Below are 24677 nucleotides of genomic sequence, written 5' to 3' on the forward strand. Positions count from 1 at the left end.
CTAATTATATAAAGTCCTGGAGAATAAAAAACGTAATTGTTATTCCACTGCTACGGAATCATCACCTCTGCCATCCGCAACAGCATGAATATTCCCTTCATCGTCAATCATAATCATTTCTGTTCTCCCTATTTGTCCCCATTTTTCAGCTTTATATCCAAGTTTTTCCATATCATTAATAGTGCTTTCAGGAAAGTTCTTTTCAAAAGCAACCGTTTCCGGAAGCCATTGATGATGGAATTTTGGAGCATTGACAGACAAATTGGCACTGAGTTTAAAATCTACTACATTTACAATAGACTGATAAACAGAAGTGGGAATTGTTGTTCCTCCTGGTGTGCCTACAATCATATAAGGTTTTCCGTTTTTCAGAATAATTGTGGGAGTCATTGAAGACAGCATTCTTTTATTAGGCTGTATGGAATTTGCTTCTCCGCCCACGGCTCCGAACATATTCGGAACACCAGGCTTAATGGAAAAATCATCCATTTCATTATTTAGAAAAAAACCTGCGCCGGAAACAACAACTTTACTTCCATATAAGCCATTCAGAGTAGTGGTTACAGCAGCTGCATTACCATCTTTATCAATTACTGAAATATGCGTAGTCTCTGTTGATTCTTTAGGCTGCTTTATGATTTTTCCGACTTCTGCACTTGGGGTGGCTTTGCTAAAACTAAAATTTTTCCACCTGTTTTTTAAGTATTCATCTGAAATAAGATATGAAGTTTTATCCTGGATGAAAGCGGGATCTCCCATATATTCTGCCCTGTCAGCATAAGCTCTTCTTTCTGCTTCCACCATAATCTGAACAGCTTTTGTAGAATTCTGCTGGTATTTTTCCAGATTTTCATAAGATGCCATTTTCAGCATTTGTGCCAGAAGAATACCGCCGCTTGATGGCAGTGGCATAGATACAATCTGGTTTCCTTTATAATCAAAATCCAATGCTTTTCTTTCAATAACTTTATAGTTTATAAGATCTTCAGATGTAATAATTCCGTTTCCCTTTTTCATTTCAGCAACCAGAAGTTCAGCGGTTTTGCCTTCATAAAATCCTTTTTGCCCGGATTTCTGGATGCGTTTTAAAGTTTCTGCCAGCTCTTTCTGAATAAGCAGGTCGCCGGTTTTCCAGGGAATATTTTTTACAAAAGCAATACCTGTTTTGTTATAACGCTCAAATTTTTCTTTATTGGCGTTTAAAAGATCAGCTTCCTGGCGGGTAATGGCAAATCCTTTTTCGGCCAAATCTATTGCCGGCTGAATAAGTTGTTCCATGGGTAGTCTGCAATGCTTCAGTGTTGCAAAAAAACCGGCTATACTTCCCGGGACTCCTACTGCAAGCCTTCCGTTTTGGGAAAGGTCTGTATCTGCCTTTCCTTTTTTATCAAGATACATATCGTGGGAAGCACTTGAAGGTGCAGTCTCACGATAATCAAGTGTAAATTTTTCACCGTTATTTTTTACACCTACCAAAAAACCGCCTCCTCCGATATTTCCGGCCTGCGGATAAACCACTGCAAGCGCATACTGAGTGGCAACAATGGCATCATAAGCATTTCCCCCCATCTTCAATATTTTGGCACCTGCCTCACTTGCAAGAGGATGCGCCGAAACAACAACACCTTTATTTTTTACCTTTACTTCCTTTAAAATGTTAATGTCAGTATATTGCGCTGATACTGTGGAAGTAAATAAAATAAAAGAAATAATAATCTTTTTCATTTACAAATTTTACAACCGAATTTACGATTTTGTTTTAAGATAGACTTTAAAATATTACTTTTGCTTTTATCAACTAATAAAAATAAAATGGAATCCCACACGGAAAAAATACTCATTACGGGTGCCTTAGGGCAAATCGGTACCGAACTTACTAACAGACTTGTTGAAATTCATGGAGCAGAAAACGTAGTTGCTTCAGGTCTTGACAGATGGCAGAAAGGTATTACTTCAGCAGGATATTATGAGAGAATGGATGTAACCAATACCCAGCTGGTGAGACAGATCATTAAAGATTATGAAATCACCACAGTGTATCATCTGGCTTCATTATTATCCGGAACTTCAGAAAAACAGCCAATTTTTGCCTGGAAGCTGAATCTTGAACCTCTTCTTCACTTCTGTGAAATGGCAAAAGAAGGACTTATTCAGAAGATTTTCTGGCCAAGTTCAATTGCTGTATTTGGAAAAGGAATTCCAAAAGAAAATGTAGGTCAGGACGTAGTGTTAAACCCGACTACCGTTTACGGAATCTCCAAAATGGCGGGAGAAAAATGGTGCGAATATTATTTTGATAAGCATGGAGTAGACGTGAGAAGTATTCGTTATCCGGGTCTTATTTCCTGGAAAACTCCTGCCGGCGGAGGAACTACAGATTATGCCGTAGAGATTTTTTACGAAGCGATTGAAGAAGGAAAATACACAAGCTTCATTTCTGAAAATACTGGAATGCCAATGCTGTATATGGATGATGCGATCAATGCAACGCTTAAACTTATGGAAGCTCCGAAAGAAAATCTCAGCGTACGTTCTTCATATAATTTAGGCGGAATGTCTTTTACTCCAAAAGAATTGGCTGAAGAAATTAAGAAAGAAATACCGCGTTTTGAAATCGATTATAAGCCTGATTTCAGACAGCAGATTGCTGATTCCTGGCCGGCATCAATTGATGATTCTGTTGCGAAAAAAGACTGGGGATTGTCTTATGAATACGGAATTTCTGAAATGACAAAAGATATGATTAAAAATTTAAGAGTAAAACTTAATAAAAATAAATAGATAAAGTATAGCTTTAAATATAAATTTATTTAACATCTGATTTTTAATTGCTTATATTTTTTATTTAAAATTAACTTTAAATGGTATTATTAACTTTTAACATCGTAAATATTGTAGCAAAATGTAAAGATGGCGCTGAAGTTTCCGATGAGGAAAGGCTGAAAATTTCAGAAAATAATACGAAAGCTATTTTAAGAATTTTAGATATACATGATATAAAGGCAAGCTTTTTTGTGGAAATTTCCTTAGCAGAAAAGCTGCAGAATTTACTAAAAGCAATTTCATCCCAAGGGCATGAAATTGCTTTTTACAATCAGAATTCAAGTCCTGAAGAAATAGAAGATACAAAAAGAATGACTCAGGATTTTTTGGAAAAGCAGATCAAGGGAATCCGCCAAAAGGACAATAAAATTTCTTATCAAAGGTTGAAATTGATGGAGTTCAGTTATATTTCAAATATTGATAATGCCGGTATACTTTTTCCTTTCAAAAGACTTAAAAGAGATACGGAGATTATTGAGCAGGACGGATTGAGTATTGTTCCGGAGAGTATCTCACCTTATAGCCAGCTCCCATATAATGATTTTGTGTTTCAGGTTCTGCCGATGAAGTATTACCGGAATATGGTTTTTGAAACATTAAAGAATGATGACTTTGTGCTGATCTATTTAAATTCCTGGCAGTTTACCGATTTCGCAAGATATCATTTTGATGTTCCTTTTTACAGAAGGCTAAATTCTGGCAAAAAAATGGAGGACAAACTGGATAATCTCCTCAACTGGATCAACGAGAAAGAAATGGCTACTTCCCGTATGAAAGATTACATTTTTTAAAGTTCTATTCTTCGTTTTTACAAATGGCCAGAAGATCTGTAGAATATTGCATTTCTTTTTTAAATACAATATCTTCATGGGAATACTGCGATGCAAAATCAGCTGAAGTATTGTCCTCTGACCGGAGTGGATTTTTATTCCCGGTCCTGATTTTTCTTAAAAGCTCAAATATCTTTTTCTGAACATTTAAAAGGAAAACTCTCAATGAGTAAGGATAGATTGATAAAGTGGATGGAAGAACTGCTATTCGCTGTTTTTTTGTTCTTTTTATTTCTTCTAAAATTAAATCTGAATCTGAACCTATTTTTAAAATTTCAACCTGTTTAAAATACTTTTTAAGCAATTTTTCCAGGCTTTCCGGTGTATATTCTTTCAGATGAAAAATATTCCAGGGTTGCTGAATATAGTTAAATAACCTGTATTTTTTATCCGGTGTGGAAATAATCAGGATTCCGCCGGGATTTAAAAGCTGTTTTAGCGCAGAAGTATATTTTTTATCATCAGGAACATGTTCAATAACCTGAAAGGAAGTAATAACATCAAATTTTTCATTTCCTAATTCAGCAATTGTTTTGAAATTCAGATTGGGAGCTTTATATTCATTATTTGCAAAGTCTACCGCTTCCTTGCTGATATCAACACCAGTGACGCTTGCAGCAGTCAAAGAAAGCATGTGTGAACCATACCCCGAACCGCATCCGTAGTCTAAGACTTTTTTGTCTTTTACAAGTTTTTTGGCGTATTCATAGGTTGCAATATGCATTAAGTGCAGATACAATTCAGATTTATTGGTAAATTGCTGATGTATAATATGTCTTTCTCCCGTATCTTTCATTTTAATGTCTTAATTAGATGGATAATTATGCCAGTTCGAAAAGCGTGATTTCGGGCAAAACACCCACTCTTCCCGGATAGGCCAATACTCCAAAACCTCTGTTTACATACAGCATTTTTCCTTCACTTTCATATAAATCTGCCCATTTCGGATATTTGTACTGTACCGGAGACCATTTGATATTTTTAAGGTCGAGCCCAAACTGCATTCCGTGCGTGTGCCCGGAAAGGGTCAGATGAATGTTTCCCGGGTGTTTTTTTACGACATAATCGAAATGTGTAGGATCGTGGCTCATCAGGATTTTTGTAGCCGATTCCGGAACTCCTTTCAACGCATCATCAATTCTCCCGAATTGCGGAAAAGGTTTCAATCCCCAGTTTTCAACCCCCAGAATGTAGAGCTTTTCACCGTTTTTCTCAATAATGCGGTGCTCATTCCGAAGCATATCAAAACCGGCTTGTCTCTCATAATCAATCAATGTATCAAGGTTTTTTCTCTTTTCATCCGGTGAGTTCCATTGTACATAATCGCCATAATCATGATTGCCAAGAACGGCAAATTTGCCATCTTTTGCTTTAATCTTTGAAAACAACGGGATAAATGGCTTAAATTCTTCAGCCACATTATTCACCATATCTCCTGTGAATAGTACAAGATCAGGATTTTGTTCATTGATAAGGTTGATGGCATGTTCCAGCTTGGAAGGATCCGAAAAACTTCCGCTGTGGACATCCGAAATCTGTACAATTTTATACCCTTTGAAACTTTTCGGAAGATTGGCAAAATTAATCCTTACTTTTCTTACTTTGTGACGGTATTTTCCAAAGGTGATTCCATCAATAAAAAGAGCGGAAAGTACACCTCCGAGTCCTAATCCTAAGATGCTTAAAAATTTTCTTCTTTCAGGAAAGAAATTCTCTGAAGATCCTGCAAGTCCGATCAGGTAGCCTCCGGTTCTCAGGATATCATCAATTAAAAGAAATAAAACGACAAAAATTTTAGGCAGAATGAAGATCAAAAATAGTGATATCATGATCTGGGCCCTCATCATACTTCTGTCGGCTCTGCTGAAGTTAGAAATTTCGTATGCGAAAAAACCGTATACTACTAGGGTAATAACCCAATAGCCGATCCTGATCCAGGAATTATCTGTAAGGGTTCTGATCGCCTGATAAATGTATGCTTCCAGCAGGAGGAAGACGGCAGCAATAATTAAAAAGTTTCTTTGCATAATCGTTTAAAAAAAGCACAAAGAATAATTTCCCTGTGCTTTTTGTTATTTTAATTAAATATTATTAAGGAAATCTGTAAACGATAGCATTGATATTCATTCCGGCACCTACCGAAGTCATCACAATGTTACCTTTATCTTTAAACGATTGACCTTCCATTTTTCCTTTAATTATTAAATCAAACATGGTAGGAATGGTTGCCACAGAAGAATTTCCGAATTCCTGAATCGTCATTGGTGAAATAGAATGATCATAATCTTTCACATTATAAAGCTTGTGAAGTCTTTCGATCATGGCATAATCCATCTTGGCATTAGCCTGGTGAATCAGAATTTTATTGATGTCTTCTATAGAAAGTCCCGCGTCTTCAATAGTTTCTTTTATCGCAGCAGGTACGTTTTTCAACGCATACTCATATATTTTTCTTCCCTGCATTCTTACAAAAATACGCGTCTGGTCAGATTCTTTATTAATGGAAGGGCCATTTGCTAAATAATCCAGTTCCGGGCCGTTGTCACAAATGGTGTTGTGGGCAATGATTCCTACATTTTCATCGTCTGTTGCTTTTACAACAACAGCACCTGCACCGTCGGCAAAAATCATTCTGTTTCTGTCGTGAGGATCAGTTACCCTGCTTAATGTTTCTGCGCCGATTACAAGAATGGTTTTAGCTACTTTAGCTTTAATTAAGTTGTCGGCCAAAATCATCGCTTCCACCCATCCCGGACACCCGAAAAGCATATCATATGTTACACATTTTCTGTTTTTAATGCCGAGCTTATTCTTTACTCTTGCCGCCATGGTTGGCATGAAATCCGCATATCCGTGTACCGTGACTTCTCCGAAATTGCTGGCATAAATAATATAATCAAGTTCTTCCTGATCTATTTTCGCGTCTTCAATCGCAATTTTGGCAGCCTCGTACCCGATTTGTGAATTGGATAGATCTTCTTCTATGAATCTTCTGTTCTCAATTTCTGTAATTTCTACAAATTTTGCAATCGTTTCTTCAGCAGGTTTATCAATTTTCACCCCGTCTTCTGAATAAAAATCTGAACCTAAGAAATAGTCTCTCCCGATAATTCTGCCGGGAAGGTAAGATCCAGAACCAATTATGATCGTATTCGGCATTCGTTTAAATGATTTTTTAAAGATGCAAAGTTAATAATTAATATTAATAACAGAGAATTAAAAATATTATTAAATTTGCAAAAATTGTACTTTACAATCCTATGAAAAATAATGCATCCTTAAAAGGCTTACTTATTGCAATTGCGGCATTTATCTTTGCCTTTGGGATTTACTTTCTCTTTCTGGCCAAAAGGAATTATTATGTAGTGGACAATCCTACGGCAAATACATTCTATTATAAAATAAACAACGGTTCAGAAGGAACTATCGCAGGAGGGCAGACCGTTCACGTTGACCTTAATAAAGGGAAAAATTCCATTAAAGTGTTTGACCAGAATAAAAAATTGTTGTTTGATTCTGCTTTCGAAGTTAATAAAATAAGAGGGCTTATTAATATTGCACATCAGGATTATTATATCAATGAGCAGTATTATGGCTACAATCTTAAGAAAGATTCACTACTTTTGGCATTGGATAAAACCATAATCGACGGAAAAGCCTATTTTGGAGGAGCAAGACGCTTCAACAAACTGTTTACCGACGATTTTTACTATAACGTAGATGAGGATTATGATAAAGTAATCAAAAACGTTCAGAAGGTAGAGTCAAGATCAAAGATCTTCAGAAAACAGGATTACCTTAATTATTATAAAGAATATTACAAGTTTTAAGTTTTGACAAAAGATATTACCAAAATTACGCCCTACAACTCTGAAGCTACTAAAAAAAGCCAGGTAGAGGATATGTTCGACAATATTGCACCGAAGTATGATCTGCTCAATCATGTGCTGTCCATGAAAATTGATGTTTTATGGAGAAATACTTTAGTGAACTGGATGAAAAAAGATAGCCCGCAGGAAGTGCTGGATGTCGCTACCGGCACGGGAGATCTGGCCATTGCTGTTGAAAAAGGCACAGGCTCAAAAGTGATCGGATTGGATTTATCGCAACAAATGTTAAATGTTGGCGTTATTAAAATAAAAAAACTTAAATTAGACGGCAAAATTTCCATGCAAAAAGGAGATGCGGAAAACTTACCTTTCGAGGATAACAGATTTGATGCGGTATCCATTGCGTTTGGAGTGAGGAATTTTGAAAACCTTACCAAAGGTTTGGCAGAGTTGAGAAGAGTTGTTAAAGATAACAAGAGTGTTTATATACTGGAGTTTTCAAAGGTTGAGGGTTTCATGGCGCCATTCTATATGTTTTATTTTAAAAATATATTACCTGCTATTGGCAGACTGGTTTCCAAGGATAATAGGGCATACACATACCTTCCGGATTCTGTAAATGCTTTTCCTTTCGGGGAAAAGATGAGACAAATTCTTTTAGATACAGGATTTAAAAAAGTTGAATATAAAAAACTAAGTTTAGGTATAGCCACAATTTATAAAGCAACAAAGTAACCTATGAATAAATTTTTATTAAAAGCACTGGTTTTAGCCTCAGTAAATGTTGCGTTGTTAGCAAACGCGCAATTCAGAACCCGAAACAGAATGGATAAGTTGGAAGACTTTGATGAGCAAAAGTTCAGCTGGGGTTTTTATCTGAATGGTAACAGACTAGACTACCGTATCGTTCTGAATCCAAGATATGGCTCAAGTAATAACCAGAATCTTGTTACCTCTAAAGAGAGTTACAGTTTTGGTGCCGGATTAATTGCAAAATGGAGACTGAACGATTATTTGGATTTAAGATTAGAACCAGGGTTACAATTCGGTCAGAGACAATTAACTTTCAATACACAGTCTAACGATCAGTATGCAGCAGGTACTTTGACAAACGATCCTTTTATTCCTATTCCTTTGGCTGAAAAAGACAGAGTAAGAGAAGTTAAAACAACTTTGGTTGACGTTCCTGTGTTGCTGGAATTCCATGGGCAGAGATGGTACAATTCAAGACCATATGTTGCAGCAGGGGTTAATTATATTGTTAATCTACAGTCAAATTCAGACTCTACTGATGATAACCTACAGCAGGTTTTCAGATCTACAACACACAATTTTGCATGGTCTGCAGAAATGGGCATCCAGTTTTACTTTAATAAATTTAAGCTTACACCAGCAATCAGAGGAACATTCATTATGAATAACGAGATTGTGGCAGATAATGCGACAACACCTCCTTACTGGACTGCAGCAATGTCTACCTTACAGACAAGAGCTGTTTTCTTCGTACTGAAATTTGAATAAGAAAATAGAATAAGAGATAAAAAGGAGGCGCATTTGTGTCTCCTTTTATGTTTGAAATCAAAATATAAAGACTTTTATTTTTGTTAGTGTTAATATTTTGTTATTTTTGCTACTAGTTAGAATATACAAAACCTGAAATGCTTCAAGATTTAGAAAACAATTTTTCAGAATTAGAGAAAAAGATTTTGCTATTACAAAAGAATTACAAAAGTCTTACTGAAAAATTCTCGGAATTAAGCATGGAGCATGAAGACCTGAAAAAAAGGTATGATGAAGAAAGGAAAAAAAATCAGGTATTAGCAGAAGAACAAAAAAATATAAAACTTTATTCAGCAATATCAGGAAATCCTGAACACAACAGATTGATGAAAAATCACATCAACAGGTTGGTGAAAGAAATAGATTTCTGTATTGCACAGCTTCAAAACAGTGGATTATAATGGAAGTAAGAAGAATAACCATTAATATTGCAGGAAGAGTATATCCGCTGAACGTACCCGCAGCAGAAGAAGAAACGTTGCGCAAAGTTGGGAAGCAGATTGAAAATATGATTAAAGATTTTGAACAGAATTTCGATGTGAGAGACAAACAGGATGCTTTGGCAATGTGTGCCCTGAAATTAGGAACCAATGCGGAAGTAGTGTCTATGAACTACGAAAAAACAATACAATCTACCAACGAAAGATTAACAAACATTAATCAATCGTTGAATGAAATAGGGAAATAGATTTTTTTTCCCGGAAAGTGCTGCCTACAATAATTCTAACACATTAAAGGTAAACTCAACGCTAAACAATTACCGAACAAATGTCCATTGAATGGCGTGCCGGTTCGTCCGGATTACAGACAGTGGAAATCAGTTCAAATCGTGTTGATTAGGAGTTTACTCTCAATCTCTGGATTATTGTGGGCTTTTTTTATGTAATACAATTAAAACTCAATATACATTATGATAGAAGTTATAGTCGGCGTTGTTTGTTTAGTAATCGGAGCGGCAGTAGGAGTGTTTTTCTCCAAAAGTTCACTCAATACTAAAGCAAAATTTATTATAGATGATGCAAAGAAAAATGCCGAAAACCTTATAGAAAAAGCCAACGTACAGGCCGAGTCCATAAAGAAAGAAAAAAACCTTCAGGCAAAAGAAAAATTCCTGGAGCTGAAATCACAGCATGATGCTGATATTCAGGTAAGAGAAAAGAAAATGCAGGAGGTTGAAAAAAGGATTAAGGATAAGGAACACAAACTGAACGATGAGCTTAGCAAGGCCGGTAAACTGGAAAAGGACCTCGATAAACAAATCGCGGATTATGCCAAGAAAAACGAAATTTTAGATAGGAAACAGCAGGAACTTGATCTTGCAACCGCTAAAAAAGTTGAAATTCTTGAAAAAATTTCTAACTATACGGCAGAAGAAGCAAGAGCAGAATTGGTGGAAACCATGAAAGCAGAAGCCAAAACAAGAGCTCAGGCACACGTGCAGAGCATCATGGAAGAAGCTCAGCTTAATGCTAAAAGTGAAGCAAGAAAAATCGTAATCCAAACGATTCAGAGAATCGGAACCGAGCAGGCTATTGAAAATTCCGTATCAGTTTTCAATATTGAATCAGATGAGGTTAAAGGTAGAATTATCGGTAGAGAAGGGAGAAATATCCGTGCTTTGGAAGCAGTAACAGGCGTGGAAATTATTGTAGACGATACTCCTGAAGCAATTCTTCTTTCATGTTTCGATCCGGTTAGAAGAGAAATCGCCAGATTATCCCTTCACCGATTGGTAACAGACGGTAGAATTCACCCTGCGAGAATTGAAGAAGTGGTAGAGAAAACCAGAAAACAGATTGAAGAAGAAATCATTGAAGTAGGAAAAAGAACGATCATTGATTTAGGGATCCACGGATTACATCCTGAACTGATCAAAATCGTTGGTAGAATGAAATACCGTTCTTCTTACGGTCAAAACTTACTGCAACACTCAAGAGAAGTGGCAAACATTGCCGCAACCATGGCTGCTGAATTAGGATTAAATGTGAAACTAGCAAAAAGAGCAGGTCTGTTACACGATATCGGTAAAGTTCCTGAACAGGAATCTGAACTTCCTCACGCTTTACTGGGAATGCAGTGGGCTGAAAAATACGGCGAAAATGCAGAAGTGGTAAACGCTATCGGTGCTCACCACGATGAAGTGGAAATGACATCGTTATTGTCCCCGATTATCCAGGTTGCCGATGCGATCTCAGGAGCAAGACCGGGAGCAAGAAGACAGGTGTTGGAATCCTACATTCAGAGATTGAAAGATCTTGAATCTGCAGCGTTAAGTTTTGATGGGGTTTCATCAGCGTATGCAATTCAGGCGGGTAGAGAACTAAGAGTAATGGTAGAAAGCGGCAAAGTGAATGACGAAGTCGCTTCCCAGCTGTCTTATGATATTTCAGAAAAAATCCAAAACGAGCTTACATATCCTGGACAGGTAAAAGTAACCGTAATCAGGGAAACAAGAGCTGTAAATATTGCGAGATAATCGATATACAAAGATATTTCATAAAAACCTTTCAAGAAATTGAAAGGTTTTTTATTTTTAGCAAAATTAAAACTCCGAGATGCAAGAACTTTCCACTTCTTCGAAACTGAAGTACATTTTTTCGATTCCTGTTATCATTTCCGCTTTGGGATACTTTGTTGATATTTATGATTTGCTTCTGTTCGGCATTGTACGAATTCCCAGTTTAAAAGCTTTAGGCCTAAATCCGGATACGGATGGAACCTTTATTCTCAATGCACAAATGGTAGGATTACTGATAGGCGGCATATTTTGGGGAGTTTTCGGCGATAAGAAAGGCAGGTTGTCGGTTTTATTCGGATCCATATTGGTTTATTCTTTAGCAAATATTGCCTGTGGTTTTTTACCTTATTTTCCAAAAGAACATTTAGTGTATCAGTATGCAGGATTAAGATTTTTGGCAGGGATAGGTCTTGCCGGAGAACTTGGAGCCGGAATTACCCTTGTTTCCGAAAGCCTGCCGAAAAATCTGAGAGCCATTGGAACTTCTGTTGTTGCCGGTTTCGGACTGATGGGCGCAGTAGTCGCGCAGCTTACGGTAGAGCTGGCTGGTGGCTGGAATATTTCTTACATCATAGGAGGAGTACTCGGTATTTTATTATTATTCCTGAGAATAAGTGTTTCGGAATCCGGGATTTATAAAAATATTGAACACAAATCTGTTTCCAAAGGTAACTTTCTTACATTTTTTACCCATAAAGATCGTCTGATAAGATATTTGAAATGCATTGCAATCGGATTACCGACCTGGTATTGTATCGGGATTCTGGCGGTACTTGCCAATCAGTTTGCTCCTGAACTGGGAATTAAAGATCTGAGTCCAGGTAAAGCTATTATGTGGGCATATGTAGGAATTTCCGTAGGTGATCTGGCAAGCGGGTTTATTTCGCATCTTCTGAAATCCCGGAAAATGGCTATTTTTTATATGCTGATTTTTACCATTATAGGTGTTGCCCTCATGCTGTTTGGCAATACGGATACGGAAACAAAATACTATATTTTCTGTATCTGGCTTGGTTTGGGCACCGGATATTGGGCTATGTTTGTCACACTGGCAGCAGAACAGTTCGGAACAAATATCAGGAATACGGCAACTACCACTGTTCCCAATATGGTTCGTGGTTTAGTTCCGGTAATGATCCTGGCTTTTGATTTTTTTAAAAATGATTTTACGGTAATTGTAAGTGCCGCATTAGTAGGTCTTATCGTTTTTACACTTGCTTTCTACTCATCGCTTACGATTTCCGAAACTCACAACAGGGATCTGGAATTTACAGAATAAATTCAGCTGTTTAAGAAATAAATTAGTATAGTTTACCGTTATAAAAATATTAAGTTGAACAAAATAAATTAATTATAAAATTTAATATTAAATTATGCTGTGAATAATTAATATTTGTTTAACTTTGAAACTGTAATTAATCACCAAAACCAAATCACAATGAAAAATTTTTTGAAAAACGCCACAAAATTAAAAAAAGCTGATCTTAAAAACATTACGGGTGGTATTAGCGGAACGCCTGATCTTTCCCTTTGCGGATGCGACTGCGCAGGATCTGTAACAGGCCCTAAATATTGCATCCAATACATAGCATGTCCACAAGTATATACTTGTAAGGATTTTGTATAAAAGAGAATTATTTCATTAGAAATAAACATTTCCACATTTAATACGCAGAAGCCTTTTGGGATTACCAAAAGGTTTTTGTAATTATTGAAACTGTTATTCCGCATGCAGGTTTTAAAAATTAATTTTCAGGAGCTGTTCCCGCTTTCCGCACTCGCTATTTTTATAATTTTCGGCGCGGCGGCGCACCCGCCGCGCCGAAAATTATAAAAATGAGCTCAGACAATTGCTGCAATCGGGGCTAAAGTTGCAGACATCAAAGAGATATTTAAATTAAACTATAAGTATAAAGTTTCAGGAAGTATCTTTCCGAATTGAATTATGGAATTATAATGCACCCTGAATTTGGAAATTCTGCGATCATTTTACAAATCTTCAAAATTCTTATTGTTAAAATACCTGAACCTGCTGTTTTTAGCTTCCCCGATTTTTTGTTTTGTGTAAATACTGTTATTTCCTGAAAATAAATAAGCTACAATACAGGCAATGGCAACATATATTCCACATTCTGCACCAAAAAGCTCAATTCCCATCAGAGTGCAGGCAAGGGGAGTATTGGTAGCACCTGCAAAGACTGCTACAAACCCCATTCCCGCCAGTAATCCATAGGGAAGCGGAATGAATATAGACAAAGCGCTTCCCAAAGTGGCTCCGATGAAAAATAATGGGGTAACCTCACCTCCTTTAAATCCCGCTGAAAGCGTTACGACTGTAAATAACATTTTCAGCACAAAATCATACAAAGGAAGCTGTTCTCCGAAAGCTTCTTCAATAACGGGAATTCCCAATCCGATATATCGTGTTGTTCCCATTGCAAAAACCGCTGCGGCAATAATAATTCCTCCAACAAAAGAGCGTAAAGGCGGATATGCAAATTTTGATTTAAAGATAAAACCTCCATAATGCATCAGCCTGCTGAAAGCAGCAGCACAGATCCCGAAAACAATTCCTGCTATCACAGAATAAATAAAAGGCAGAAAATCATTTTTAGGGATTACTCCGATAAGATATTCTGTATGATGAACATGCCACAATCGGGTAACCTGATCTGCCAGAATAGCGGATGCAAAAGCCGGAAAAATACCATTGTATCGAATTTTTCCTATGAGAAAAACTTCAAGCCCGAAAACCGCTCCTGCCAATGGAGTTCCGAACACAGAACCGAATCCGGCAGCAATTGCTGAGATGATAAGCACTTTTCGATCCTGCTCATTCAGCTTTAAAAGTTTTGTAAATTGGTCTGAAATAGCACCTGCCATTTGTAACGCTGTTCCTTCACGCCCTGCCGAGCCCCCGAAAAAATGGGTGGCAATAGTTCCGATATAAACAAACGGGGCCATTTTAAAAGGAATGATTTTTTTCGCCGGTTCATGAATGGTTTCGATGAGAAGGTTGTTTCCCGCTTCCACATCTTTTCCAAAGTAATAATACAGCATTCCAACAGCAAGTCCGGCAAGCGGAAGAAAGGTAATCAGCCAGGCATGGCTTTCCCTGAAACGGGTGGCCCACGACAATGATTCCAGAAAGCCTGCGGAAGCGGTTCCTGCAGTGATTCCAATGATTAAGCTAATGAAAAGCCATTTAATGACATATAACAATGCCGGGTATTTACGTGAAAATAAACGAAGTTGAAGTTGTATTATGTGAGTATGGGTTCTTTGTTTTGGAGACATAATTTTCCTGATCAAATTATTGTTAATAATCTTTCTTAATCAGGCGTCATCAGCTTTTTGAAAGCGGTTGGGTAAGGAAGAACACCATTTCCTTTTTGTTGTACAAAGATAAAAATTATTTTAAAAAGAAACGGTTTTTAGCAATAAATTCGTTGCTGATGCAGATGCTTTCAAAAATATCTTTATCACTGGAATCCTGCTCCAGGAACCAGTATTGAAGGCCCGCCTGCTTTCCGGCTTTAAAAATCCGCTCAAAATCGATGGTACCATTTCCGATCTCGGTGAAATCTTTCGTCCCGGCTTTCATATCTTTTACGTGCCACAGCGGAAATCTTCCGGGATATTTCTCGAAATACATCAGAGGATCAATTCCTGCCTTTGAAATCCAGTAAAGATCAAGCTCCATTTTAACCAGTTCCGGTGAAGAATTTTCTAAAATAAAATCATAAACATTTCGGTTATCATCAAACTTTTCAAATTCAAAATCGTGATTATGGTACGCAAACTGAATTCCGGCTTCTTTTGTAGCTTTTCCTGAATTTTCAAGCAGTTCAGGAAGTTTCTTATAGTTTTCCAAAGTTCGTTCTTCCGGAAAAAGGTAAGAACAAACCATATATTCTGAACCGATAAAATGAAGATCTTCCACAGATTTTTCCCAGTTATAGAGTAAAGTTCCCTGTCCTTTATTAAAATTTCCTGTTATATGATGTGAGCTGATGACTCTCAATCCTGTATTTTTAAGAATGCGCTGAAATTCCTGAGGGGTTTTTCCGAAAAAAGTACTGTTGTACGCATAGATTTCCAGTCCGGTAAAGCCCATGGCTGCCAGTCTTTCGAGTGTTTTTTCAGGGTCTGTCGACATTGCATCCCGTACGGTGTATAACTGAATTGCCAATGTATTTTGTCTTTTTTTAAATGGAGAAATTCCACAGGAATATAAACCTAAGAATCCCAAGGATGAAAGCTTGATAAAATCTTTTCTATGCATTACAGAAAGGGTTTCATTTCATCTTCAATCTGTGTACGCAGCTGCATTAGCCGTATAGCGTACTGTTCTTTCTGTCTGTCTTCTTCGGTTTCGGGAATCCATTTCGGGACCGGAAGTTTTTTTCCGTTCTCATCAACTGCCACAAATACAATGATACAGTGTGTTTTCTTATCGAATTTAGGCTGCTTAAGGTTTCTGGAGAAGACATTGATGGCGATATGCATGCTTGAAGAACCGGTGTAGATCACCTGCGCTTCCACTTTTACAATTTCCCCTATTTTTATAGGTTCATAAAACCGGATTCCGCCCACGTATACAGTAACCGAATAATTCCCGCTCCAGGTGGTGGCACATGCGTAGCCGGCCTGGTCAATCCATTTCATCACGCTTCCTCCATGCACATTTCCTCCGTAATTTACGTCTGAAGGCTCAGAAATAAACTGAAAAGTCACAGGTTTGTTCTCCATTCTTTTAAAATTTGAATAAAGGTATTTATAATTTTTAAAATTTTAGATTAAATCTTACTTTTGAAGAATGAAAATGAATATTTTCTGTTAACGATTAGAATATTATTTAAATGAAAAAAGTTTTTCACCTGAATACGTGTGATACCTGCAGAAAGATTTTAGCGCAATTTGATTTATCAGACTGGGAATTGCGCGAGATCAGAAAAGAACCGGTTACGGAAGAGGAATTAGCCGAAATGTATGAGAAAACCCAATCTTATGAAACATTATTCGGTAAAAAGTCTACGCAGATTAAATTGAGAGGCCTGGATGTAAAGTCTTTAACAGAAAAGGATTTTAAAGAATTGTTATTGGATCATTATACGTTTTTGAAGCGTCCGGTTTTTATTACCAATGATAAAATTTTCGTGGGAAATGATAAGAAAAATGTAGAAGCGTTGCAGGAGTTTTTTGGAGTGAAATAGCTTTGCACCAATTCGCGAATTTTAAAATATTTTTTGTAAGATATCCAAACCTCACAGGTTTTCAAAACCTGTGAGGTTTTATCTTTAAAAATAACTTATAACCAAAATATTCTGCCGGAAGTCTCAAACAAGGTTGCGGGAAACAAAATGCAATTGCCGGAAGTCTCAAACAGGTTGTGGGAAACAAAATGCAATTGACGGAAGTCTCAAACAGGTTGCGGGAAACAAAATGCAATTGACGGAAGTCTCAAACAGGTTGTGGGAAACAAACTGCAGTTGCAGAATCATAATTTGGTTGACCAAATTCCAGCCCGGATAGAAACGGCATCCTTTTTCTTGGTCGGCGGGAGCAAAGCTCCCGCCGACCAAGAAAAAGATAAAGTGGATAGCCGGATTAAGCTCCTAAAAAACAAAAACCCGCTAAAAGGCAGGTTTTATGGTATGTTTTGAACGTAGTCAAAATTTCGGTTTTGACAAAGTAATGTCAAAAATTATACAAAAGGCGCTTTCACTACTTTGGCAGGAATATTTTTATTTCTTACCTGGATGAAGATCTCAGAACCGATTTTAAAATGAGGTTTGTCAACATACGCAAGACCTAACCCTACTTTTTTCATTGGAGATTGTGTTCCGGAAGTTACTTTCCCGATCACGTTGCCTTCTGCGTCTACAACAGGGTAATCGTGTCTCGGAACTCCCTTGTCGGTCAATTCGAAACCAACCAGTTTTCTGGTAACGCCTTCTTCTTTTTGCTTGGCAAATGTTTCTTTCGAAAGAAAATCTTTGTCAAATTTGGTGATCCATCCCAATCCTGCTTCAATAGGCGATGTCGCATCATCAATGTCGTTTCCATACAGGCAAAACCCTTTTTCAAGACGCAGTGTATCTCTGGATGCCAGTCCGCAAGGAATGATACCTTCTTCTGCACCTGCTTCAATAATAGCATCCCAAAGCGTTACCGCATCTTCATTTTTAAAATAAATTTCAAAACCGCCGCTTCCGGTGTAACCAGTATTGGATATGATGACATCATTTACTCCTGCTACGGAACCTACGGTAAAGTGATAATAAGGAATTTCTGAAAGATTGGTTTCCGTTAATTTCTGAAGAATCCCGGTAGCTTTCGGACCCTGAACTGCCAGTAAGGACATATCGTCTGAAGCGTTCGTCATTTTCGCTCCGAAAGTATTATATTTTGAGATGTGATCCCAGTCTTTATCAATGTTTGAAGCATTAACAACCACGAAATATTTGTCGTCTTCCATTTTGTAAACGATAAGATCGTCCACGATTCCTCCGTTTTCGTTAGGAAGGCATGAATACTGGGCTTTTCCATTTTCCAATGCATCTACATTATTGGTTGTAACGTACTGCAATAGTTCTTTGGAACCCGTTCCTTCAATGAAAAACTGTCCCATGTGAGAAACATCGAACAAACCTGCCTTTTCTCTTACGGCAAAGTGTTCTTCAGTAACTCCGGAATATTGTACAGGCATTTCAAAACCTGCAAAAGGTACGATTTTAGCGCCTAAAGATACGTGCTTGTCGTACAATGCTGTTTTCTTCATAGTTAATTTTTATTTCTATTTCTTTATTTTAAAACTGTCAAAAGCTTCATTGAAAAGCTTCATAAAATTGCCGTTCCAGTATTTCTGTCCGCAGTTGATGGAAATCAGGTACAGGTCTTTATCTTTCTGGTAGACTTTGGTAAGCCAAACGAGCTTTTCTTTTTCGTCAAGGTATTCGTAAAAATATTCTGTATATCCTTTTTTGCCGCTTTTAGAAATTACTTTCTTTTCGTCATCGGACGATTTGTAAAGGGCAAGGATGAATTTTTTAGTTTCGGATTTCGGCAGATTCAGGCCATGATATTCCGAAATGGTAATGGCTCCTATCTGGCTTGGAGGAAATATATTGACTATCTCGCTGTCATTGGTGACTTTCCAGCCTTGAGGATAAATGATAGAGTAGTTTTCATGATCATATACCTCTGTTGGAATTGATTGTGCCATCAATAAAGTTCCTTTCAACAGAACAAATGCGAGAAAAATTTTTTTCATGAATTAAAATGGTGTTTGTATTCATCAAGGATAATCTTGAACCACTCTGTAAAATTTTCAGGATTTCCGGCTATTTCTTTGTCGAGATCCTCCATTGAAATATATCGTATTTCTTCTACTTCATCTTTATTAAGGTGAAATTCTTCTTCAAAAATCCCTGTAAAAACGTGATCAAGTTCATGTTCCCATAGCCCGTTTCCTACATCAGCCTTGTAAATAAAGCTGAATTTTTCTGAAAGTTCAGCGTCAATTCCCAGCTCCTCTTTCATTCGGCGTCTGGCTCCCTCTAGATATGTTTCTTCAATTCTGGGATGAGAGCAGACCGCGTTGGTCCACTTTAATGGGGAATGATATTTTCCGGAAGCTCTTTTTTGTAAAAGCATTTCACCGTTACTGTTGAACAAAAATACAGAGAAAGCACGGTGCAGAAGGCCGTTGACGTGTGCCTGCTGCTTTTCCATTAAACCGAGAACTTGATCTTCGGGGTTTACTAAAACTACGAATTCTTCCATTTCTACAAATGTAAGCGTAATATATGTATTCTGAAAATTTTTGGTAAAACATCATGATTTTGATATTTAAAGATATCTGTAAATGGACGTTATCAAAAAAAGAAAATTTTTAACTTAAATTATATAAAAGAGTTATTGTAGTTAAAATTATTCGCTAATTATCAAATTTTAGTTTAAAAATTTTACATTTAACAAGTTTAGCAGGGCTTATTGATGTAAAAAACGTAACTTTGGCATTCAATTTTTTATGATGGAATTAGAGTACAAAGATCACATTAGCCCTATCCTGAAAGACGGCGTAAAAAACTACCTCATTGATATCGATGGAACCATTACAGAGGACGTTCCGAACGAAGAACCAGAAAGAATGGTTACCTGCGAGCCTTTTCCCGATGCATTGGAAACCATCAACAAATGGTATGATGAAGGTCACCAGATCTGTTTTTTCACATCGAGAACAGAAAACCTGAAACAGATTACCATTGACTGGCTGGATAAACACGGTTTCAAATACCACAGTGTATTATGCGGAAAGCCAAGAGGGGGAAATTACCACTGGATCGACAATCACCTGGTAAGAGCAACACGGTATAAAGGTAAATTTACTGATCTTGTTGAAAAACAGGTTACCATTGAAGTTTTTAAAGAAGACGGAGAATAAAAATTTAATTCAAAGATTAAACGATTAATGTTTGAGTTAATCGCTAGTCTTTACTTTAATCTACAAAGTTTATGAAAGTTTTAGCAAACGACGGCCTGGATCAATCCGGTATTGATGCACTCACTGAAAAAGGTTTTGAAGTAATCACTGCAAAAGTTCCTCAGGAGTTTTTGATGGATTATATTAATGAGCATAAGATCCGCACATTGCTGGTACGAAGTGCCACACAGGTTAGAAAAGATATTATTGACAATTGTCCGTCTCTCGAAATCATCGGGAGAGGTGGTGTAGGAATGGATAATATTGATGTGGATTATGCCAGAGAAAAAGGTATTCATGTAATCAATACGCCTTCAGCTTCTTCAGAATCGGTGGCAGAACTGGTTTTTGCCCATTTGTTTTCCGGAGCAAGATTTTTGCAGGATTCCAACAGAAAAATGCCTTTGGTAGGTGATTCCGAATTTGCAGCCCTGAAAAAAGCATATGCAGCCGGTATTGAACTGAAAGGAAAAACAATCGGTATTGTAGGAATGGGAAGAATCGGGCAGGAGGTTGCTAAAATTGCACTCGGCCTTGGAATGAGAGTGGTAGCAGCAGATAGCAATGTGGGAAGAGCAAGTATTAAAGTAACTTTCTATAACAACCAGTTCATCAATGTTGATATCGAAACGGAACCGCTGCAGGATGTTCTTAAACATTCAGATTTTATAACGCTTCATGTGCCGGCGCAAAAAGACGGATATATGATCGGTAAAAATGAATTTGAAATGATGAAAGACGGAGTTGCCATCGTAAACTGCTCAAGAGGTGGTGTTATCGATGAAACAGCATTGATCGAAGCCTTAAATTCAGGAAAAGTGAAATTCGCAGGACTGGATGTTTTCATCAATGAGCCTACACCTTCAAAAGAAATCCTCAATCATCCGAAAATTTCCATGACACCACACACCGGTGCTTCAACACTGGAAGCTCAGGACAGAATCGGGCTTTCATTGGCAGAGCAGATATCCAGTATTTTACAGATTCAGTAGTACAATATTAATCACAATAATAAAGCACTTCATACGAAGTGCTTTTCTTTATATATTATTTTTAGTTTTAAGTAAATCTCTTATTTCTGTAAGTAATTTCTGGTCTTCCGTAAGTACCGGTGGCGGAGGTGCTGTTTCCGGTTTTTTATTAAGACTGTTTACACCTTTAATAAGAAGAAATAGAACAAAAGCAACTATAAGGAAGCTGATAACCGAAGATAAAAAATTACCATATTTTACCCCTCCCCAGGAAAGTTCTGCAATATTTTTAACATTAGCCTTTTCCAAAGCCGGATTCAGAAGAAGTGGTGTAATGATGTCATCAACAAATGACTTTACAATGGCACTGAACGCAGCACCAATGATGACACCGACTGCAAGATCAAGCACGTTCCCTTTGAACGCAAATTCTTTAAATTCTTTAACAAATCCCATATTTATATTTTTAATTATTGTCTAAAATCAGGTTAATTTACAAAAAAATATGTAATTGTTTCATTTTAATTCCTTCTTTAGCGAATAATTTGCATAGATAAGGACTGCTTTCTAATATTTTATTATAAATTTTATATGTACCGGTTTTTTTAAAATTACTTTTTTGTAAATTGCTGATAACACATTATTAATTATCAATCAATGAAAATTTTTACAGCAGAGCAGATTCGCGACTGTGATCAATACACTATAAAAAATGAGCCGGTTTCTTCTGTACAGCTTATGGAAAGAGCTGCAGAATCATGCGTGGAATGGATCTCTGAAAACTGTAATCATCACCGTAATTTTGTTGTTTTCTGTGGAAGCGGAAATAATGGGGGCGACGGTTTTGCTATTGCCAGAATGCTTTACCAGAAAGGATTCGATATAGATGTATTTACTCATACAAAAGCTAAGTTTTCTTCCGATGCTCAGGAAAATTTCAGGCACATCAAAGAAATTTCAGGAATAACAGTCAGGGAGTTTAAAGAAGTATTCAATTATCGTTTTGACAGCAGAACAGTGATTATTGATGCGCTCTTCGGCACCGGACTTTCAAGAAGTCTGGACGGTGATATGAAAAACCTGGTAGAGTTTTTAAATCAGAAAAAAAACATAAAAATTTCCATTGATCTGCCTTCTGGTCTTCTGGCTGATGCTGTTTCAGATTCTGATTCGGTTGTTTTTATGGCAGACTATACGTTAAGTTTCCAGTTCTGGAAAAAATCTTTTCTCCATGCCGAAACCGGAAAGTTTGCAGGAAGAGTTCAGGTATTGGATATTCATTTAAGTCAGGATTATATTGATGAAACTGAAACGGAAGATTTTGTAATTGATGATGAGATCATTAAAACTATTTTTAAAATAAGAAGTGAATTTTCGCATAAAGGAACTTATGGAAAGGTAAATATTATCGCCGGAAGCTATGGGAAAATGGGAGCGGCAGTACTTTCTACCAGGTCTGCTCTGAAGACAGGTGCAGGTCTCACTTTTACACTGGCTCCAAAATGCGGATACGAAATTTTGCAGACTTCTGATCCGGAGGCCATGTTTATCGAAGGCGGAAAAGATTGTATTGAAAGTTTCGATATTGATGAAACAGCTGTTTGCGGAATAGGTCCCGGAATCGGAACCGATGAAAAAACAGCGACAAGTCTTCTTAAGTTTTTAAAAAGCTATTCAAAACCGTTGATTCTTGATGCAGATGCTTTAAATATTATAGCTCAGGATCCTGCCAGTTTAAATTTAATTCCTAAGAAATCGATTATCACTCCCCATCCCAAAGAATTTGAAAGGCTTTTCGGAAAAACGAAAAATTCTTTTGAAAGAACGGAGCTGGCTAAAAGTAAAAGCCGGGAGCTGCAGATTTATATTGTTTTAAAAGATCATCATACCCAGATTATTACCCCGGAAGGCAAGGTTTTCTATAATATCACAGGCAATTCCGGGCTGGCCAAAGGCGGGAGCGGCGATATTCTTACGGGAATTATCACTTCATTCCTGGCACAGCAGTATACAGAGCAGGAAGCAGCAGTGTTGGGCGTATGGTTTCATGGAAAAGCAGCTGAATTTGCTTCAGAGAAACATTCCAAAGAATCCATGCTTCCATCTGATGTAATTAATGAGTTTGGGAATGTATTTTCTGAATTGAATGGTAAAGTGGAGAAGCTTTTATGAGAAGCTTTTAAATATAATAGACGAGAGAATACGTCAGATTCCAGTCTTGAACTTTGTTTGACTACACCGACATAACATTCACCGAGTAAAAGAAGATATCTTCGATTTTAAAACAAAAGATAATTGAATAATCTTAATCAAAAAATGATAATCAAATAAAAAGCAAGCCTCCACGACTTGCTTTACTTGTTTGTAATAAAATATCTTAAGAATTATTCAGGTTTTTCATTTTCCGCCTGTGTGATTCTGAACTTTTTAGATATAATCATGATTACAACGCCGGCAATCATAAAAGGAATTGATAATACCTGTCCGGTATTCAGTCCTCCGAACTGAATGAATTCATCACCCTGTGGCTCTTTCAGGAATTCTACAAAGAATCTTATTGCCCAAAGAATGATGAAAAACAATCCGAACAACCATCCCTGCTGATATTTCTTATTGGTTTTTCTGTATAAAATCCACAACAGTACAAACAGACAGATATATCCGAATGCTTCAAAAAGCTGTGATGGATAACGTGGCACCGTCACGCCGTACTCGCTGCTTTGTTGCGGGAAAAGTAAAGCGAAGGGTGAGTTGGGGTCCACCGGCTTTCCGATAATTTCGGAGTTAAAGAAATTTCCAAGTCTTACGAACGCACCCCCCAGTGCTACAACAATTCCAAGTCTGTCGTACACCCATAAAGGATTTTTCTTAATAATTTTGAATGAATAATAAAGGGTGGTAAAAATCAGTGCGATGGTTGCCCCATGACTTGCCAATCCTGAAAACCCGGTAAATTTAAGGCCATTTTTAGTACTGATCGGTAAAAATACGCTCCAGAAATCTTCTTTGAATAATTCCGGCTGGTAAAAGATGACGTGTCCCAAACGTGCCCCCAGAATTGTTCCTACCAAAGTCCAGGTAAATAATGGCTCCAGGTATTTCTGGTTGACATTGTCGATTTTAAAGATCCTGTTCATTAAAACATACCCGAAACCGAATGCGAAAATGAACATTAAGCTGTAAAAATGCAGGGTTATTGGTCCCAGTACAATTCCTTTTGTAGGATCCCAGATCTTAAAAGAAGTCTCCAGGTTTATCTGATCTGATGAAGCAATCGGTTTACTTGATTTTACCGCGTACTTGAAAGCTGCGATATTATCTTTCGTGGCCGGTGTTTCTATAAGCTTGAAATTTTTATCCAAAAACTGGTAGTGAGCTGTTTTAAGCTTATCCAGAGTAAGAGCACTGATGTTGAAATAGGCAGGTTCAAAATTAGCTTCGTTCAGAATAATCAGTATGTTTCCTTCTACTTTTCTGTCCGGGAACACGTTAAGGTCTCCAAGTTCCGTAGTACTGTAGATCTTTACAGGAATATTTGCATTGTTGATTTTTAAAGTTCCTTCCGACATTCCGTCCGGATAATTCTGCGCAAATAAACACTGGGTAATAAACGCAAAAATAACGAGGTACATTCTGAAAAAAATATTGCTCATTTCT

At 37.2% G+C, this 24677-nt stretch carries 26 protein-coding genes and 1 riboswitch; of the genes, 14 read left to right on the forward strand and 12 right to left on the reverse strand.

Annotated elements, in window-relative coordinates; genetic code table 11:
- Positions 1–39 precede the first annotated feature (39 nt).
- The gene (gene ggt, locus U9K52_RS03055; protein WP_322925272.1) at positions 40–1725 is read right to left on the reverse strand and encodes a gamma-glutamyltransferase; all 1686 of its coding nucleotides are present in this window, start codon (positions 1723–1725) and stop codon (positions 40–42) included.
- A gap of 87 nt (positions 1726–1812) precedes the next feature.
- Between ggt and U9K52_RS03060 the strand changes: the two genes are divergently transcribed.
- Together U9K52_RS03060 and U9K52_RS03065 are read left to right on the forward strand one after the other, a co-directional pair.
- Entirely contained in the window at positions 1813–2781 is a 969-nt protein-coding gene (locus U9K52_RS03060; protein ID WP_322925274.1) for an NAD-dependent epimerase/dehydratase family protein, read from the forward strand.
- An 80-nt stretch (positions 2782–2861) separates the two neighbouring features.
- The gene (locus U9K52_RS03065; RefSeq protein ID WP_263603613.1) at positions 2862–3614 is read left to right on the forward strand and encodes a polysaccharide deacetylase family protein; all 753 of its coding nucleotides are present in this window, start codon (positions 2862–2864) and stop codon (positions 3612–3614) included.
- Between the two features lie 4 nt (positions 3615–3618).
- On the opposite strand, the gene U9K52_RS03070 is transcribed toward U9K52_RS03065, so the two are convergent.
- From U9K52_RS03070 to U9K52_RS03080, 3 genes are all read right to left on the reverse strand, one after another.
- Positions 3619–4449, reverse strand: coding sequence for a class I SAM-dependent methyltransferase (locus U9K52_RS03070; RefSeq protein ID WP_322925276.1), 831 nt, complete (start codon positions 4447–4449; stop codon positions 3619–3621).
- A 25-nt stretch (positions 4450–4474) separates the two neighbouring features.
- On the reverse strand, positions 4475–5680 hold the full coding sequence (locus U9K52_RS03075) for a metallophosphoesterase (RefSeq protein WP_322925278.1): 1206 nt from the start codon (positions 5678–5680) through the stop codon (positions 4475–4477).
- 64 nt (positions 5681–5744) lie between these two features.
- Positions 5745–6812: a 3-oxoacyl-ACP synthase III family protein gene (locus tag U9K52_RS03080; protein ID WP_248392383.1), complete on the reverse strand. Its 1068-nt coding sequence runs from the start codon at positions 6810–6812 to the stop codon at positions 5745–5747.
- Positions 6813–6913: 101 nt separating this feature from the next.
- Between U9K52_RS03080 and U9K52_RS03085 the strand changes: the two genes are divergently transcribed.
- The 8 genes from U9K52_RS03085 to U9K52_RS03120 all read left to right on the forward strand — a co-directional run bounded on the left by U9K52_RS03085 (position 6914) and on the right by U9K52_RS03120 (position 13188).
- Positions 6914–7483 (forward strand): hypothetical protein, encoded by a 570-nt coding sequence (locus U9K52_RS03085; protein ID WP_248392385.1) that lies wholly within the window; start codon positions 6914–6916, stop codon positions 7481–7483.
- Between the two features lie 3 nt (positions 7484–7486).
- A complete protein-coding gene (gene ubiE / locus U9K52_RS03090) occupies positions 7487–8218 on the forward strand; it encodes a bifunctional demethylmenaquinone methyltransferase/2-methoxy-6-polyprenyl-1,4-benzoquinol methylase UbiE (protein WP_322925281.1) in 732 nt (243 codons plus the stop codon).
- A 3-nt stretch (positions 8219–8221) separates the two neighbouring features.
- Positions 8222–9004 carry a porin family protein gene (locus U9K52_RS03095; RefSeq protein ID WP_322925282.1) on the forward strand — a complete coding sequence of 261 codons (783 nt, stop codon included), beginning with the start codon at positions 8222–8224 and terminating at the stop codon, positions 9002–9004.
- A 137-nt stretch (positions 9005–9141) separates the two neighbouring features.
- Positions 9142–9444 (forward strand): hypothetical protein, encoded by a 303-nt coding sequence (locus U9K52_RS03100; protein ID WP_248392389.1) that lies wholly within the window; start codon positions 9142–9144, stop codon positions 9442–9444.
- Positions 9444–9731: a cell division protein ZapA gene (locus U9K52_RS03105; protein WP_322925285.1), complete on the forward strand. Its 288-nt coding sequence runs from the start codon at positions 9444–9446 to the stop codon at positions 9729–9731. The genes U9K52_RS03100 and U9K52_RS03105 overlap by 1 nt, the downstream gene beginning before the upstream one ends.
- Positions 9732–9953: 222 nt before the next feature.
- Complete coding sequence (gene rny, locus U9K52_RS03110) at positions 9954–11519, forward strand: ribonuclease Y (RefSeq protein ID WP_248392393.1); 1566 nt, start codon at positions 9954–9956, stop codon at positions 11517–11519.
- A gap of 79 nt (positions 11520–11598) precedes the next feature.
- Entirely contained in the window at positions 11599–12840 is a 1242-nt protein-coding gene (locus U9K52_RS03115; RefSeq protein ID WP_322925288.1) for an MFS transporter, read from the forward strand.
- A gap of 159 nt (positions 12841–12999) precedes the next feature.
- The gene (locus U9K52_RS03120) at positions 13000–13188 is read left to right on the forward strand and encodes a hypothetical protein (protein ID WP_322925290.1); all 189 of its coding nucleotides are present in this window, start codon (positions 13000–13002) and stop codon (positions 13186–13188) included.
- Between the two features lie 362 nt (positions 13189–13550).
- Here U9K52_RS03120 and U9K52_RS03125 read toward each other — a convergent pair whose 3' ends face one another.
- The 3 genes from U9K52_RS03125 to U9K52_RS03135 form a co-directional block, all read right to left on the reverse strand.
- Positions 13551–14858 carry a voltage-gated chloride channel family protein gene (locus U9K52_RS03125; RefSeq protein ID WP_322925291.1) on the reverse strand — a complete coding sequence of 436 codons (1308 nt, stop codon included), beginning with the start codon at positions 14856–14858 and terminating at the stop codon, positions 13551–13553.
- Positions 14859–14891: 33 nt separating this feature from the next.
- Positions 14892–14959: riboswitch (Fluoride riboswitch) on the reverse strand.
- Positions 14960–14973: 14 nt separating this feature from the next.
- Positions 14974–15846 carry a sugar phosphate isomerase/epimerase gene (locus U9K52_RS03130; RefSeq protein WP_322925293.1) on the reverse strand — a complete coding sequence of 291 codons (873 nt, stop codon included), beginning with the start codon at positions 15844–15846 and terminating at the stop codon, positions 14974–14976.
- Positions 15846–16313: an acyl-CoA thioesterase gene (locus U9K52_RS03135; RefSeq protein ID WP_169229910.1), complete on the reverse strand. Its 468-nt coding sequence runs from the start codon at positions 16311–16313 to the stop codon at positions 15846–15848. The genes U9K52_RS03130 and U9K52_RS03135 overlap by 1 nt, the downstream gene beginning before the upstream one ends.
- A 110-nt stretch (positions 16314–16423) precedes the next feature.
- Here U9K52_RS03135 and U9K52_RS03140 point away from each other — a divergent pair, with 110 nt between their 5' ends.
- Positions 16424–16777 carry an arsenate reductase family protein gene (locus U9K52_RS03140; RefSeq protein WP_322925297.1) on the forward strand — a complete coding sequence of 118 codons (354 nt, stop codon included), beginning with the start codon at positions 16424–16426 and terminating at the stop codon, positions 16775–16777.
- Positions 16778–17268: 491 nt separating this feature from the next.
- On the opposite strand, the gene gcvT is transcribed toward U9K52_RS03140, so the two are convergent.
- The 3 genes from gcvT to idi are packed head-to-tail and all read right to left on the reverse strand — an operon-like array spanning position 17269 to position 19349.
- On the reverse strand, positions 17269–18345 hold the full coding sequence (gcvT, locus tag U9K52_RS03145) for a glycine cleavage system aminomethyltransferase GcvT (RefSeq protein ID WP_322925299.1): 1077 nt from the start codon (positions 18343–18345) through the stop codon (positions 17269–17271).
- A 15-nt stretch (positions 18346–18360) separates the two neighbouring features.
- A complete protein-coding gene (locus tag U9K52_RS03150) occupies positions 18361–18837 on the reverse strand; it encodes a hypothetical protein (protein ID WP_322925301.1) in 477 nt (158 codons plus the stop codon).
- Positions 18834–19349, reverse strand: coding sequence for an isopentenyl-diphosphate Delta-isomerase (gene idi, locus U9K52_RS03155; RefSeq protein WP_322925303.1), 516 nt, complete (start codon positions 19347–19349; stop codon positions 18834–18836). Before idi ends, U9K52_RS03150 begins: the two co-directional genes overlap by 4 nt.
- A 250-nt stretch (positions 19350–19599) precedes the next feature.
- Between idi and U9K52_RS03160 the strand changes: the two genes are divergently transcribed.
- On the forward strand, positions 19600–20010 hold the full coding sequence (locus U9K52_RS03160) for a phosphoheptose isomerase (protein ID WP_029294086.1): 411 nt from the start codon (positions 19600–19602) through the stop codon (positions 20008–20010).
- A 71-nt stretch (positions 20011–20081) separates the two neighbouring features.
- On the forward strand, positions 20082–21041 hold the full coding sequence (locus U9K52_RS03165) for a D-2-hydroxyacid dehydrogenase (protein WP_248392416.1): 960 nt from the start codon (positions 20082–20084) through the stop codon (positions 21039–21041).
- A gap of 48 nt (positions 21042–21089) precedes the next feature.
- On the opposite strand, the gene mscL is transcribed toward U9K52_RS03165, so the two are convergent.
- Positions 21090–21476, reverse strand: a complete 387-nt coding sequence (mscL, locus tag U9K52_RS03170; protein WP_248392417.1) for a large conductance mechanosensitive channel protein MscL — start codon at positions 21474–21476, stop codon at positions 21090–21092.
- Positions 21477–21677: 201 nt separating this feature from the next.
- Here mscL and U9K52_RS03175 point away from each other — a divergent pair, with 201 nt between their 5' ends.
- Positions 21678–23192, forward strand: a complete 1515-nt coding sequence (locus tag U9K52_RS03175; RefSeq protein ID WP_322925308.1) for an NAD(P)H-hydrate dehydratase — start codon at positions 21678–21680, stop codon at positions 23190–23192.
- Positions 23193–23404: 212 nt separating this feature from the next.
- On the opposite strand, the gene lgt is transcribed toward U9K52_RS03175, so the two are convergent.
- A complete protein-coding gene (gene lgt / locus U9K52_RS03180) occupies positions 23405–24271 on the reverse strand; it encodes a prolipoprotein diacylglyceryl transferase (RefSeq protein WP_412059353.1) in 867 nt (288 codons plus the stop codon).
- Positions 24272–24677: the final 406 nt, after the last annotated feature.

This window comes from Chryseobacterium sp. MHB01 (assembly GCF_034651565.1).
Taxonomy (GTDB): Bacteria; Bacteroidota; Bacteroidia; order Flavobacteriales; family Weeksellaceae; genus Chryseobacterium; species Chryseobacterium nepalense.